Genomic DNA, 14,432 nt, shown 5'->3' with positions numbered 1-14,432 from the left:
TTTGTATCTCCTGTCAGGGTGTTCATTTCTCCTACCCGTTTATCGGGCTTATTCAGCTCGTATCGGCTGATAGGGAGACTTTAAACCATGGAGTAAGTACAAGGTCAAGGGAAGTTAAAAAGGCGTAAGAATACGTAAGAAAATGGCGATTTGTTAATAGAATTGTAATCTTACCTTATTCTGGAAGAGGATGAATCTGCCCCTCAGTATCTATGGTAATTGTGGAAGAGAGCTGTTCCATATACTGGATGGATTTTTGTTTTTCACCAGGAGAAACAACCAGATCAGTGCTGCAATTTTCCTGAATACATGGGATAAACTGAAGTTTCTTAAGACCGTCTGGAGTGACTGTTGCTTCTACAAGTCCGGTAGGAATTGTTCTGCTGTTGAACCAGAAGTTGCCCAGACTGTACACAATGGGAACACTTTTGTAATACTCAATTCCCTGAAGGACATGGGGGTGGCAGCCAATGATTAGTCCTGCACCATGGTCAATGAGCTGACGGGCCAGATTTTGCTGGTCCTCTCCATAGTAATTGGTTCCTTCTGTTCCCCAATGGATAAACACCACTACAAAGTCACTGTTTTCCTTTGCTGTTTCTACAGCACCTAAATACAGATCAGGATTATCTGTTCTTAAAACCCCTGGACTGTCAGGACCTGCTTCTTTTGTAAATCGGGTGGAACGTTCAATCTGAGTGGCGCAGACATAGGAAATTTTCATACCCCCCGATATAAAATAGACGGGTTCTTTTGCTTCCTCAATATTTCTTCCAGCACCGGCATAGGCAATCCCGGCATCGGATAATGTGTCAAGAGTATCCATAAGGGCATCTGCCCCGTAATCGTAAACATGATTATTTGCCAGAGATACCAGATCCACGGACAAGGAATGCAGATTTTGTACCATGGAAGGATCTGCCCGGAATGTAAAGGCTTTTCCTGGCAGCGGGGTTCCTCGTCTGCTATAGCTGAATTCATTGTTAATCATCATAATATCAGCGGAAGCCATCCGTGCTCTTACATTTGTCAGAATGCAGGAATCAATACCACCTCTTGCGTGATATGCGGACATATTGGCATATCCGTCTGCAAAACTGATATCTCCCGCAAAGGATAACACCACCTGATTGGGATCAGACGATTGTTTCAGCCAGATATTGTGGGAACGTGCTGCGTCAGGGCTGTTAAGTATCCCAGAATAAAGATCCTTTAAAACAGGAAGTGAGTTTCCGGTCAGTTCATGCCACAGTCCGCCTCCGTCAGAGCCTGTTTCAAATGAGGTTATGAGTCTGTCATAGACACTGGTTCCATATGTAGATTTAATAAAAGCCATGAAATCTTCGCTGATTCCTTCCGGAAGCCTGTCCTTTTTTACAGCTACCTGGTCAGAGGCAGCAGGGGGTTCCGTGTGTGAAGGGGAAGAGGTCTCAGTTTCTTCTGGCACCTGGACGGAGGGAGAGGAAAGGACGGCAGATCTTGCACAACCTGCAAGCAGCAGAAGAATAGCAGGCAGAATAACTATTTGGTATCGCTTCATGATTTTCTCCTGTTTTCATTTCTCTGTTGTTATTTTACCAGATTGCCTGGCAGAAAGATAGACAAAGGGAATCATTTTAGATTTATTCAGAAGCCATTTAGAAACCATTAAGATTTACTGCTCATAATAAAGGTATCAAATAAAAAAGGAGAGAAATGTCATATGGGTATTAAAAATGGCTGGTATCGTAATGTAGGAAGTTTTTTGACCGTAACTGCCGTGATTTCAGGATTTAATCCGGTAATTGCATCTGCCAATATAAGTTCTTCTGATTTTAGTATGCGTGATAAAGTAGTGAGTCTGACTGGAATTATGGAATTGACAAATAACACGGGTATTGTAACAAGAGGAGAGTTTGCCAAAATGCTGGTGAACGCATCAAGCTTCAGGGAAAACCTTTCAAAATCAGATTCCTCTGTATTTAAAGATGTGCCTGCACAAAATCCCAATGCAGAATATATCAAAATCGCAGCTTCCCAGGGTTTAATGACAGGTTATCTGGGTGGAGTCTTTAAGCCGGAAGATAACATTACATACAGAGAGAGTGTAAAAGCAGTTCTTACCTTACTTGGATATAAAGATGAGGATTTTACGGGTAATATCACCTCCTCCCGTATCTCAAAATTTCAATTTCTGGAACTGAATGAAAACTTAAACCGCACTACGGATGAAAACCTGACCCAGACAGATTGCGTCAATCTTTTTTATAATCTTCTTAAAACAAAGAAAAAGGATTCCAGTGAAATCTACGGAAAGGTACTAAACTGTGAGATTAACTCCGATGGGGAGATTAATCCCATTTCGATTCTGAAGGATGAAAGAAAGGGTCCTCTGCTGGTGCGGAAGGGATTTAGCGTAATTCAATCCGTTCCCTTTGGCTCAGAAAAGGCAAATGTTTTTCTAAACGGAGCTGCCAGTACTCTGGCTGCTGTAAAAGAATCACAAAAATCCAATGGGTTTGTAGTGATCTATTATAATGTCAAATCAAAGACTATCTGGGCTTATACAACGGATGGCTGGGATAAAGATACGTTAACCGGAGAAAATGCATATGTTCTGATACTGGGTGAGGTTAAAAATATTTATTATAAATCTACGGACGTCATTACACCAACTTCCATTCGACTTGAGATTGACAGCAGTAATTCAGACAGCGATATCAGCAGCAGTGAAAATGTTGACAGCAATGGTTATCTGTCCATTAATCTGGATTCTTCCAAGCTGCAGTATCTATTTTCAATTTATGGAAAAGTGACAGTCGGGGATAAGGTTGTAATGGTATGCAGCAAGAATGGAACCACTTATACAGCGGTGGATGCCATTGACTATTGAGAATGAGGCGTGGATCTATGAAGAGAAAGAAAAAAAATATTTTTCTTATTGCTATAGCTGCCGCTTTTCTATTGGCGGGAGTTACGGCGGTAAAGCAAATGGGTAAAAAAGCCATGTCTGAAGACCAGATACCGGTGAGTACAGCAGTTGTAAAAAAAGGAAATATTAGTACGGAATTAAAAGCGTCGGGTACTCTGGCCGCAAAAAATACATATAAGATAACCTCTATGGTGGAAGGTGAGATTGTAGCTGCCGATTTCTCAGAAGGAGATCAGGTAGAAAAGGGACAGATCCTATATGAAATTAATAAATCAGCCATGGATTCTGAATTGTCAGGTTCTGAAAATTCATTAACCAGGGCAAACAGTTCTCTGGATCAGGCAAAAAAGCTTTATGAAGACGCAATACAAAAATATAGCGGAAATACCTATAAAGCTAAAAATTCCGGATACATTAAGGAACTGTTTATAAAAGCAGGCTCTAAAGTGGATAATGGAACAAAAATTGCAGATCTTTATGATGATCAGGTGGTAAAACTGAAGGTGCCGTTTCTTTCCGGGGATGCGGCAGCTTTTGGAGCAGGGAATGCCGCAGTTATCACACTCTCTGACACAGGAGAACAGATACAGGGAACTGTTGAAACCATTTCCAATCAGGAAACCACACTAACCGGAGGCAGACTGGTACGCAGAGTTACCATTCTGGTACAAAATCCAGGAGGTTTGACCAGCCAGGTAAAAGCAACCGCTTCTGTAGGAGGAGTATCTGGTGCAGAAGACGGCACCTTTGAACCAGAGATTAACAGTGCCATGGAGGCAGATATTCCGGTTTCTGTTGAAGTGGAAGCCCTTCTTGTGAATGAAGGGGATTATGTGCAAAAGGGCACTCCCCTGTTTCGTATCACAGAGAAAAGTGCAGATGATTTAAAGAAAAGCTATACCGATCCCATGAACCAGGCAGAAGAAAATGCAGAGGCGGCAAAAAATAAATTAGACAGCACCAGAAAAAGTTACGATAATTATACAATTAAAGCTCCAATCTCCGGAACTGTGGTTGCGAAAAAATATAAAGCAGGAGATACCATAAGCAGAAATACCAACACAGAACCGGATCTTGCTGTGATCTACGATCTCTCTGAACTGACATTTAAGCTGCCGGTAGATGAGCTTGATATACATAAGGTGAAAACGGGACAGAAAGTGGCTGTAACGGCAGATGCTTATCCAGGAAAGACTTACCCTGCAACTGTTACCAATGTAAGCCTGGAAAGTGCTGTGACCAATGGGGTCAGTACCTATCCGGTCATTGTTACACTGGATAAGAAAGATGACTTAATACCTGGCATTAATGTGCAGGGGGTGATTTCACTGGGCAGTGCCAATGATGTCCTTGTGATACCGGCAGCCGCACTTATGCGGGGAAATTTAGTTTATATAAAAGATGATAAGGTGCTTAAATCTCAGGGAGAGGTACCAGCCGGTTTTCGTTCAGTAAAAGTAGAGACAGGGCTGATCAGCGCAGACGCTGTGGAGATAACAAGTGGTTTATCAGAAGGTGATGAAGTGTATGTTTCCCAGACAGAAACAGAATTGCCAGCTGGAAATCTTATGGAAGACATGGGAGGTGGGCCTGGTGGTGAAGCTGGGGAATAAGAAAAAGGATGGAAAAGAACAGGTCAAAGTCTGTGCAGACAGCGAGTTAATCAAACTGGATCATATTTATAAAATCTATAATCTTGGAGGGGAAGAAGTTTATGCCAACAATGATGTGAATCTTTCTATTGAAAAAGGGGAATTTGTTGCCATTGTAGGTAAGTCGGGCAGCGGAAAATCAACTCTGATGAATATTATAGGAGCTCTTGATGTTCCATCCAAAGGAGAATATTACTTAGGAGGAGAACCGGTACGGGAAATGGGAGATAAACAGCTTGCCCGTATCCGCAATGAAATGATTGGTTTTATCTTTCAGCAATATAATCTGCTTCCAAAGTTAAACATTGCTGAAAATGTGGAGCTTCCTCTTTTGTATGCAGGGATAGAAACAGCGGAGAGAAAAGAGCGTACGCGAAAAGCGTTAGAGAAGGTTGGACTGTCGGACAAATGGAGGAATCTTCCAGGCCAGCTTTCAGGCGGGCAGCAGCAGCGGGTATCCATTGCCAGAGCACTTTCCGGAAACCCGTCTCTGATTTTAGCAGATGAGCCTACAGGAGCGCTTGACTCTAAAACCAGCAGGGATGTACTGGATTTTTTAAAACAGATCAATGAAGAAGGAAACACCATTGTTATGATTACCCATGACAATACCATCGCATTAGAAGCAAAACGGGTGATCCGGATTGCTGATGGGAAAATTAATTTTGATGGAAAGGCAGATGATTATGCGGCAATCCTTTAAACTTGCACTTAGAAGTATCTGGGGCAATAAGATGCGGTCGTTTCTTACCATGCTTGGAATCATAATCGGGGTCGCAGCTGTGATTGTGCTGGTGAGTCTTGTTAACGGTTACATGGACAGCGTGATTAAAAGCTTCTCTGATATGGGGGCCAATCAGATACAGGTCAATGTGACAAACCTTTCATCAAGATCTGTAAACAGCGGGCAGATGTATGGATTTTATGAGGACAACAGCAATATTTTTGAACGCATGAGTCCTGTTGTGAGTGTTTCTGGAAAAGTGAGAAATGGGGAACAGTCATTAAAGTATACAACAGTTTCGGGCATCAGTGAACAGTATGGGGATATAAAAGGGTCTAAATTGGAATCTGGGCGTTCCATACTTTATTCTGATATTGAATCAAGACAGAGGATTTGTGTGATTGGGGGATACGTTGCAAAGCAGCTATATGGAAGCGGGGAAAATGCGATAGGTAAAAAAATAAAAATAGGAGACAATACCTTTGATATTGCAGGAGTTTATCAAATAAAAAATAAACAGTATTCAGAGAGCGGAGGAGAAGATGATTTTGTCTGGATCCCTTACACGGTTGCGGTGAAAATAGAGAAAAATGCAAATATAGGAGATTATTTGTTTACTGTGAGAAGTGTTTCAAAGGCAAATGAAGGGGTGGAACTGATCCAGAAATTTCTGATGGATATTCTGAAAAACAAGGACCTGATCCGGGTTATGGCCATGAGCAAGATTCTTGATTCCATGAATAAACAGATGGCAATGATAAGCGGACTGGCGGGAGGAATTGCAGGAATCTCACTTCTGGTAGCCGGTGTGGGAGTTATGAACATTATGCTGGTATCTGTAACAGAGCGCACCAGAGAGATCGGAATCCGCAAATCACTTGGAGCAAATAAAGGGGCAATCATGCAGCAGTTTATTATTGAAGCAGCGGTTACCAGTTCCATTGGCGGAATCATCGGAATCTTATTTGGCTGCGGTGCAACAGCTGCAGTGGGGAAAGCAGCAGGAGTTACCGCCCATCCTGCACTAAACGCGGTTGTGATTGCATTTGGAGTTTCTGTTGCCATTGGTCTGTTTTTCGGGTATATGCCGGCCAGAAGAGCAGCAGGTTTAAATCCTATCGATGCATTAAGAAGCGACTAAATATTTGATATTTCTCTGTTATGTAGTATAATTTTTTTATCAGAAATCTGGGGTGAGGAAGGAATGAGATGGAACAATTAAAAATTTTAATCATTGAAGATGATGAAGATATCCGGGAAGGTGTAAGAATTCTTTTAGAAAGCCAGAACTATCTGGTGGAAGAAGCCAAGAATGGAAAAGAGGGTCTGGATCTGTTAACAGAAGATACGGATATGGTCATTCTGGATGTTATGATGCCCGGTATGAATGGATTAAAGACATGCAGGGAGATACGCAAACGGTCTTTTGTGCCGGTTTTGTTTCTTACAGCCAAGACTCAGGAATCGGATAAATTAATTGGACTGATGGCAGGAGGAGACGATTACCTGTCCAAACCCTTTTCCTATTCAGAGCTTCTGGCAAGAGTGCAGGCACTTCTTAGGAGATACCGGGTTTATAAAGGAAAAGAGCTTACAGATGGTATGAGTAAGGAAAAATGGCTGGAACTGTATGATATTCGTATGAATGAAGAGTTCAACGAGGTATGGGTAGGGGAAGATGAGAAAGAACTGACCGATATTGAGTATAAAATTCTTCTTCTTATGATGAAGCACCCAAAGCGTGTTTTCTCAGCTCAGAATCTGTATGAAAGCATATGGGAAGAGCCTTATTTTTATTCATCCAACAGTACGGTTATGGTTCATATCCGTAAGCTTAGAATGAAAATAGAAGAAAATCCCCAGGAACCGGTGCATATAAAAACCGTATGGGGGAAGGGGTACCGCTTTGAATAAACGTTGGCACAGCATGAAACTTCAGTTTTCTCTGGTCATTATGGGTGCTGGAATCCTGGCAGTCCTCGTCTATATGGGAGTGAACCTGGTATCCCAGAAAACCCTGGATTCTTATTTTACCAATAAGGCCTTTGTGGCCAAAGCCCAGAAAAAGAGTGCAGATGAGTTTCAGGAATATGTAAGAAAGAATCATATAAGTTCAGGGGACAAGGAGGCGCTTGATAGTTGGATTGATCGTCAGAATGTGGTTTATATAACGGTATACAGAGATGGAAATGTCATATATGGTTCAACGATGATCGATAGTGATTATTATAAGGATCAGCCTTTTTTTAATATTCAATTTGAGGATGGACCAGCAAACGTGTATCTGGATGGATTCTTTGGATACCAGTTTTATCTCACAGCCATGACCATATCACTGATTATTTCCGTACTGGTGTTTTTAGCAGTCTGTATTGGATTTATGGAGAAGAAGATCACATATATCACGCTTCTGGAGCGGGAGGTAAAAGTATTAAAGGGAGGTTCTCTGGAAAAAGAAATTTCCATCAGGGGATCTGATGAGCTTACCTCTCTTGCACAGGGTTTAAATGATATGAGGGTGTCTTTAAAAGAGAATATGGAGATGAAGGAAAAACTGCGTTCAGCCAACAAGAGCCTGGTAACAGGCCTGTCCCATGATTTAAGAACGCCTCTCACCACATTAATGATTTATTTGGAACTATTATCTAACGGGAAGGTTCCTGAGGCGGAAAAGCAGATGCAGTACTTAAAAAAATGTACGGAAAAAGCAAAGCAGATGAAAGTTCTGTCGGATCAGCTGTTTGAAAGTGTTCTGGTAGCCGAAGAAAAGGAAGAGGAACTGGAAGCTCCCCAAATGGTACAGTATGTCATGGAAGATGTGATCTCTGATCTGATTATGTTTCTGGAAAGTCAGGGCTTTGATACAGAGTGCCGGATTGAGTGGGAACCGGTAAAAATTGCTGTCTCTATTGATTACATCATTCGAATTGTCAATAATATAAGCTCTAATATCATAAAATACGCTGATTTAAGTAAGCCGGTTATTATCCAGATGAAGTACTCTAAAAATCAAGTGGAAGTATGGTTTATGAATGGAATCTCTCTCAGCAGAAACAATGGAGAAAGCACAAAAATGGGGATTCAGAATATTAAGTCTATGATGGATAAAATGGGTGGAATATGTGAAGTGATAAACCATGACAGCAGCTATGTGATGAAAATAAAATTTCCTGTAAAATAAGAATAATCACTTGATCTGATGGTAATATAATACCACAAAAACCACTTTTTTTCAAGTCTTGTAATTTCCCTGAAACAGGCGTAAACTGTGGATTTATCAGAAAGGAGTATGATTATGGACAATGAAAAATGGCTGGTTAACAAAGAGGACAACGCTTCGCTTGCAAGATTAAATGCTGCAAACGAATATACCGGAAGATTTGGTCTTAAATTATCGGAGGAAGACGCTGCACTGCTCTTAAAAGAGAGAACGAATATTTTAAAAAAGCAGGAACGGGTGGAGTTTGGAGAAGGAATTCTTCCTAAGCTTATTTTTGCCTTTTGTGATTCCCCGTATATTTATCAGGATAACTACACAGACACCCTTGGAAGGCTGCAGGAAATATTTTATTCCTATAAAAATGATACCCTGGATGAAATACCGGATGATGAGCTGATTGAATTCATGAAGGAGCAGTTTGACGGTCCCTGTCAGGGATCCGTAGATTATCTGGAAGATACTGCTCTGGAGGGTTTTGCACGGAAAACCAGATTTGGTTTCCAAGATAACTGGGAAGAGGATGATGATGAAATATAGCCAGGAGGAGTTAATGCCTGTAGTAGCAAAGCTTGCAGCCCGGTATACAAGCAATGAAAGTACGTCAATCTCTTATGATAAGGCAAGGCAGCTGATGGGTGCGGTAATTTATTGCATAGAAGAATATGAAAATGCAGCAGTTGGCTTAAGGGACCTGGTTACAGCGCACGCTGCAATATCTGCAGATACCGCCTACAGGCAGGGATATGAAATACTCATAGAAAAGGTTAAAAAAATTCAGCAGGAATATAACCTTATGATAAAAGAGTTTCAATTTTACGGCAATCGGTGCTGTTATGATACCTTTCAAAAAGGGTTGCCGGAATTTTTCCTGTATTATGATGCTCGCTTTCACCCCATGAACCATATTCTTACCCTTGATTATCCTGTTCTGGTTTCCTTAGAACCCCGGTGCGGTGCGGATTTGATGGAAGTCTATGTAAGAAGTGCCTTTCTGGAACAAAGTTTTTTAAAGAAGCTTCCCCCGGACTATATCATGCATGTGCTGAATGCCTATTCAGGTGATTATGGAGAACTGATCATTAATCTTGCATCAATTGTCATAAGGAATGTCTTAGGCTGCCGGATTGCAGGAAAAAGTATTGATTTAAATGGATATTCTCCAGTTGAGATAGAACGTCTTAAGGTTTTTATCAGTGGAAAGTCCAGAGAAGAGCTGGAGGAACAATTAAAGAAATATATTGATGAACTCATGGATTTTGCTTATGAAGGAAATGAAGAGCTGGGGAACTATTTAAAAGAAGATGTAAGAAACTTCAGTTTCGAATTACAGCACGGGTTAAACTATAACTGCTTACAGGCGATGCTGGCAGTGGGAAAATAATTAAAAAATACCGGAAACCTATTTCTTAAGTTTCCGGTATTTTTCTATCAACGGAACATTATTCCTGTCCGGTGGTTTGATTTTCTTCTTTTAATAGATTTTTCTGTGCTGTTGAAAGCATAAGTTTAATCCGGTTTAACTGATTTACTTCACTGGCGCCTGGATCGTAATCTACTGCGATGATGTTGGAGTCAGGATATGCTTTTCTTAACTCCTTGATTACTCCTTTTCCCACAATATGATTGGGGAGGCAGCCAAATGGCTGGGTACACACAATATTATTGGTTCCGGTATGAATCAGTTCCAGCATCTCTCCGGTTAAGAACCAGCCTTCTCCGGTCTGATTGCCGATGGAAACAAAGTCATTTGCCATATTAGCAAGGTTTCCGATATGAGCCGGAGCAGTAAAGTTCTTACTCTTTTCCAGTTCCCGTTTGGCAGTCTTACGGAAGAATTCCAAAAGAGAGATTCCCATATTGGCAATGAATGCAGTGGATTTTTTACCTCCAAGGAAATCAGCTTTAAAGTTTGTGTTATAAAAGCAGTACAGTAAAAAGTCCATTAAATCAGGCATAACAGCTTCAGCGCCTTCTGCTTCCAAAAGCTCTACGATCCGGTTATTGGCAAGTGGGGAAAACTTTACAAGAATCTCACCTACAATACCAACCTTTGGTTTTTTCACAGAGTTTCTTGGCAGGTTGTCAAAATCTCTGATGATGCCCTTAATGTTACGGGAAAACTCCATCATGTCAGCTGATTTCTTTGAGAGTGATACAATACAGCGTTCTTTCCATTTTTCATGGAGAGAGTTGGCGGAACCAGGTATCTTCTCATATGGCCGGGTTGCATACAGAACCCTCATAAATATATCTCCGTATACCACTGCCTGCATGGCTTTTGTTAACAGCGGCAGTGAGATGGTAAAGCCGGGATTGGATTCCATGTTTCCTGCGTTGACAGAAATCACAGGTACCTGACTCATCCCAGACTTATCAAGGGCTCTGCGGACAAAGCCAATATAGTTGGAAGCACGGCAGCCTCCGCCTGTCTGGCTCATAAATACAGCAGTTCTGTCTAAATCATATTTCCCGGAAAGCAGTGCCTCCATGATCTGTCCGACTACAATCAGAGAAGGATAGCAGGCATCGTTATTTACGTATTTTAAGCCTGTATCAATGGCAGAGCGGTTATCGTTCTGCAGAACCTCCACCCGGTAGCCGAATGCCCGGATAGCGGGCTGTAAAAGATCAAAATGCAGAGGAGACATCTGGGGACAAAGAATGGTATATTCCTGCTTCATCTCCTTGGTAAACATCACTCTGTTATAGGCGCTGGAAACCACTTTGTGTTCGAAGTGACGCTTGTCACGTACCTTCAAGGCGGCAATGAGAGAGCGGACACGAATTCTGGCAGCGCCTAAGTTGTTAACCTCGTCTATTTTAAGTACTGTATAAATTTTGCCGGAACCGGTCAGGATATCATTAACCTGATCTGTAGTGACGGCATCCAGACCGCATCCAAAGGAATTAAGCTGAATTAAGTCTAAGTTGTTCTCTTTTTTCACCAGACTGGCAGCCCGGTATAGCCGGGTGTGGTACATCCACTGGTCTGTTACAACCAGAGGGCGTTCAATGTCAGCAAGATGGGAGATGGAATCCTCGGTCAGCACTGCAAAACCATAAGAGGTAATCAGTTCCGGAATTCCGTGGTTGATTTCCGGATCAGCATGGTAAGGCCGGCCAGCCAGTACGATTCCGTGTCTGTTATTTTCTTTTAACCACTGTAAGGTTTCTTCCCCTTTTTTCTCCATATCTGTGCGGGAAGCCATGAGCTCTGTCCAGGCCTTATGGGAAGCGTCAGCAACTTCCGATGCAGGAATGTTAAATTCTTTGGTAAAGACCTCTGTTAATCGTTTTGTTAAGACTTCTTCATTGGTAAAAGCCATAAACGGATTTAAGAATCGGATGGATTCTGTTTTAATTCCTTCTACGTTATTTTTAATATTTTCTGCGTAGGAGGTAACAATGGGGCAGTTAAAATGATTGCCTGCATCAGGACTCTCATTTCGTTCGTATGGAATACAGGGGTAAAAAATAGTTTTAATTCCCTGCTTAATAAGCCATTCCACATGACCATGGGCGATCTTTGCCGGATAACACTCGGATTCACTGGGGATGGATTCAATACCCAGTTCATAGATCTTCCTGTTGGATTGTGGGGACAGTATGGTACGGAACTTTAAAGTATGGAAAAATACAGCCCAGAAGGGGTAATTTTCATAAAAGTTCAGTACCCGTGGAATTCCGATAACTCCCCGTGTGGCCAAATCGGCACTTAACGGTTCATAATCAAACATCCGGTGATTTTTGTAATCAAACAGGTTTGGAATCTCACGTCTTGTTTTTTCTTTTCCAAGTCCCCGCTCGCAGCGGTTTCCGGAGATGAACTGGCGTCCGCCGTCAAAACGGTTGATGGTCAGAACGCAGTTGTTGGTACAGCCCTTGCACCGGCTCATGGATGTCTCATAGTGAAGAGCCAGAATCTTGTCAAGATCCAGCATTGTAGTCTTTGCCGACTGGTCATAACGCTCTCTTGCAATTAATGCAGCTCCAAAGGCTCCCATAATTCCGGCAATGTCCGGTCTTACTGCCTCACATCCGGATATTTTTTCAAAGCTTCGAAGTACGGCATTGTTATAAAAGGTGCCGCCCTGAACCACTACATGCTTTCCAAGATCAGAGGCACTTGTTATTTTAATAACTTTAAATAATGCGTTTTTTATAACGGAATACGCAAGTCCGGCAGAAATATCGGAAACTTCAGCCCCTTCTTTTTGAGCCTGTTTCACATTGGAGTTCATAAAAACGGTACATCTGGTTCCAAGATCAGTGGGGTTTTTTGCAAATAAAGCTTCCGTGGCAAAATCTTCCACTTTGTAATTCAGGGAATTGGCAAAGGTTTCAATAAAGGAACCGCAGCCAGAAGAGCATGCCTCATTTAACTGGACACTGTCTACGGTATTATTCTTTATGCGGATGCACTTCATATCCTGTCCGCCGATGTCTAAGATGCAATCCACTTCCGGTTCAAAAAATGCAGCCGCATAGTAATGGGAAATTGTCTCAACTTCTCCCTCATCAAGAAGGAACGCCGCCTTTAATAAGGCTTCTCCATATCCTGTGGAACAAGACCATACAATCTGGCTGTCATCAGGAATCTGTTCTTTTATCTCTTTAATTGCGCGGACGGCAGTTGACAGCGGAGATCCATTGTTGCTGCTGTAAAAGCTGTAAAGCAGGGTTCCGTCTTCACCAACCACGGCAACCTTTGTGGTAGTGGAACCGGCATCAATTCCTAAGAAGCATTTGCCGTGATAGGAAGATAACTCTCCCTTTTTCACACAGTGACTGCTGTGACGGTTAATAAATTCATCAAATTCTTCCTGTCCTGCAAACAATGGCTCCATTCGCTTTACTTCAAATTCCATCCGAATACCATTTGATAATCGGGAGATCATATCCTCAAGAGAGACCTTTGCATCCGTCTTATCTTCTGTGTTCATGGCAGCGCCAATGGCAGCAAAAAGATGGGAATGTTCGGGAGCGATAATTGCATCTCCGGTGAGATTTAAAGTGCGGATAAACGCTTTGCGAAGTTCAGGAAGAAAGTGGAGAGGTCCTCCTAAAAATGCCACATTGCCTCTGATTGGTTTCCCACATGCCAAACCGCTGATGGTCTGGTTAACGACTGCCTGAAAAATAGACGCTGCCAGATCTTCCCTGGTAGCTCCTTCATTAATAAGCGGCTGAATGTCTGTTTTGGCAAATACGCCGCAACGGGCAGCGATTGGATAGATCGCCTTGTAATTGGCAGCATAATCATCAAGCCCCTTGGCATCAGTCTGTAATAGAGCAGCCATCTGGTCAATAAAGGATCCTGTGCCACCGGCACAGATTCCGTTCATTCTCTGGTCAATGCCGCCGCTAAAATAAATAATTTTAGCATCTTCTCCGCCAAGCTCGATTGCTACGTCGGTCTGCGGGGCATAATCTTTTAATGAGGTGGCAACAGCCACCACTTCCTGTACGAATGGTGTCTTTAAATGACGGGACAGAGTAAGACCGCCGGAACCGGTTATGGCCGGAACAAGATCCATAGGCCCTAACTGGTCATAGGCCTTCTTTAAAAGGCCTGCCAGTGTTTCCTGTATGTTTGCAAAATGCCGCTCGTAATCAGCGAACAATAGCTGTTGATTTTGATCTAAAATAGCAATCTTTACGGTTGTGGAACCGATGTCGATTCCTAAAGTGTTGTATGTATTCATATGTGCGGGGCTAACCCCTGCCTCCTTTAGTGTAAAAGTAAGTTGCTGACTCACCGGACATCAGTTTAACATAAAATAAGAAATAAAACAATTGCCTGGACATGCTAAAAAAATGTTAAACTTAGTAAAATTTGTGTAAGTTCACAAATTGAGGTAGCTTTTCGTTTGACAAAAAGGGTCTGGGAAACTATAATGTATAAGTCAAAGTCCGCCAAAGTTT

The 14,432-nt window shown here is 42.1% G+C and carries 10 protein-coding genes; 8 read left to right on the top strand and 2 right to left on the bottom strand.

All coding sequences use genetic code 11. The features are described 5' to 3' along the window. Positions 1 to 175 precede the first annotated feature (175 nt). Positions 176 to 1,540, bottom strand: a complete 1,365-nt coding sequence (locus ACOAOT_RS17705; protein WP_420218195.1) for a CapA family protein — start codon at positions 1,538 to 1,540, stop codon at positions 176 to 178. Positions 1,541 to 1,702: 162 nt separating this feature from the next. Here ACOAOT_RS17705 and ACOAOT_RS17700 point away from each other — a divergent pair, with 162 nt between their 5' ends. The 8 genes from ACOAOT_RS17700 to ACOAOT_RS17665 all read left to right on the top strand — a co-directional run bounded on the left by ACOAOT_RS17700 (position 1,703) and on the right by ACOAOT_RS17665 (position 9,888). Further along, complete coding sequence (locus ACOAOT_RS17700; protein ID WP_420218194.1) at positions 1,703 to 2,872, top strand: S-layer homology domain-containing protein; 1,170 nt, start codon at positions 1,703 to 1,705, stop codon at positions 2,870 to 2,872. Positions 2,873 to 2,889: 17 nt separating this feature from the next. Continuing rightward, positions 2,890 to 4,524 (top strand): efflux RND transporter periplasmic adaptor subunit, encoded by a 1,635-nt coding sequence (locus ACOAOT_RS17695; RefSeq protein ID WP_420218193.1) that lies wholly within the window; start codon positions 2,890 to 2,892, stop codon positions 4,522 to 4,524. Further along, positions 4,514 to 5,266 (top strand): ABC transporter ATP-binding protein, encoded by a 753-nt coding sequence (locus ACOAOT_RS17690; RefSeq protein ID WP_420219446.1) that lies wholly within the window; start codon positions 4,514 to 4,516, stop codon positions 5,264 to 5,266. The genes ACOAOT_RS17695 and ACOAOT_RS17690 overlap by 11 nt, the downstream gene beginning before the upstream one ends. Beyond that, a complete protein-coding gene (locus tag ACOAOT_RS17685) occupies positions 5,250 to 6,428 on the top strand; it encodes an ABC transporter permease (protein ID WP_420219445.1) in 1,179 nt (392 codons plus the stop codon). Before ACOAOT_RS17690 ends, ACOAOT_RS17685 begins: the two co-directional genes overlap by 17 nt. 68 nt (positions 6,429 to 6,496) lie before the next feature. Further along, entirely contained in the window at positions 6,497 to 7,201 is a 705-nt protein-coding gene (locus ACOAOT_RS17680; RefSeq protein ID WP_420218192.1) for a response regulator transcription factor, read from the top strand. Beyond that, positions 7,194 to 8,468, top strand: coding sequence for a HAMP domain-containing sensor histidine kinase (locus ACOAOT_RS17675; RefSeq protein WP_420218191.1), 1,275 nt, complete (start codon positions 7,194 to 7,196; stop codon positions 8,466 to 8,468). Before ACOAOT_RS17680 ends, ACOAOT_RS17675 begins: the two co-directional genes overlap by 8 nt. 114 nt (positions 8,469 to 8,582) lie before the next feature. Continuing rightward, positions 8,583 to 9,044 (top strand): DUF6323 family protein, encoded by a 462-nt coding sequence (locus ACOAOT_RS17670; protein ID WP_420218190.1) that lies wholly within the window; start codon positions 8,583 to 8,585, stop codon positions 9,042 to 9,044. Positions 9,045 to 9,057: 13 nt separating this feature from the next. After that, on the top strand, positions 9,058 to 9,888 hold the full coding sequence (locus ACOAOT_RS17665) for a DUF6179 domain-containing protein (RefSeq protein ID WP_420218189.1): 831 nt from the start codon (positions 9,058 to 9,060) through the stop codon (positions 9,886 to 9,888). A 58-nt stretch (positions 9,889 to 9,946) separates the two neighbouring features. Here the strand turns inward: ACOAOT_RS17665 and ACOAOT_RS17660 are convergent, their stop codons facing one another. Then, the gene (locus ACOAOT_RS17660) at positions 9,947 to 14,212 is read right to left on the bottom strand and encodes an acyl-CoA dehydratase activase-related protein (protein ID WP_420218188.1); all 4,266 of its coding nucleotides are present in this window, start codon (positions 14,210 to 14,212) and stop codon (positions 9,947 to 9,949) included. Positions 14,213 to 14,432 lie beyond the last annotated feature (220 nt).

The organism is Lacrimispora struthionigena (genome assembly GCF_048627165.1).
GTDB lineage: Bacteria > Bacillota > Clostridia > Lachnospirales > Lachnospiraceae > Lacrimispora.
This window is presented reverse-complemented; position numbering and strand designations above follow the sequence as displayed.

Bases quoted from the DNA above. Each gene is read 5' to 3' on its own strand.
- ACOAOT_RS17705 (WP_420218195.1), bottom strand. From the start codon at position 1,540: ATGAAGCGATACCAAATAGTTATTCTGCCTGCTATTCTTCTGCTGCTT.
- ACOAOT_RS17700 (WP_420218194.1), top strand. From the start codon at position 1,703: ATGGGTATTAAAAATGGCTGGTATCGTAATGTAGGAAGTTTTTTGACC.
- ACOAOT_RS17695 (WP_420218193.1), top strand. From the start codon at position 2,890: ATGAAGAGAAAGAAAAAAAATATTTTTCTTATTGCTATAGCTGCCGCT.
- ACOAOT_RS17685 (WP_420219445.1), top strand. From the start codon at position 5,250: ATGCGGCAATCCTTTAAACTTGCACTTAGAAGTATCTGGGGCAATAAG.
- ACOAOT_RS17680 (WP_420218192.1), top strand. From the start codon at position 6,497: ATGGAACAATTAAAAATTTTAATCATTGAAGATGATGAAGATATCCGG.
- ACOAOT_RS17670 (WP_420218190.1), top strand. From the start codon at position 8,583: ATGGACAATGAAAAATGGCTGGTTAACAAAGAGGACAACGCTTCGCTT.
- ACOAOT_RS17665 (WP_420218189.1), top strand. From the start codon at position 9,058: ATGCCTGTAGTAGCAAAGCTTGCAGCCCGGTATACAAGCAATGAAAGT.
- ACOAOT_RS17660 (WP_420218188.1), bottom strand. From the start codon at position 14,212: ATGAATACATACAACACTTTAGGAATCGACATCGGTTCCACAACCGTA.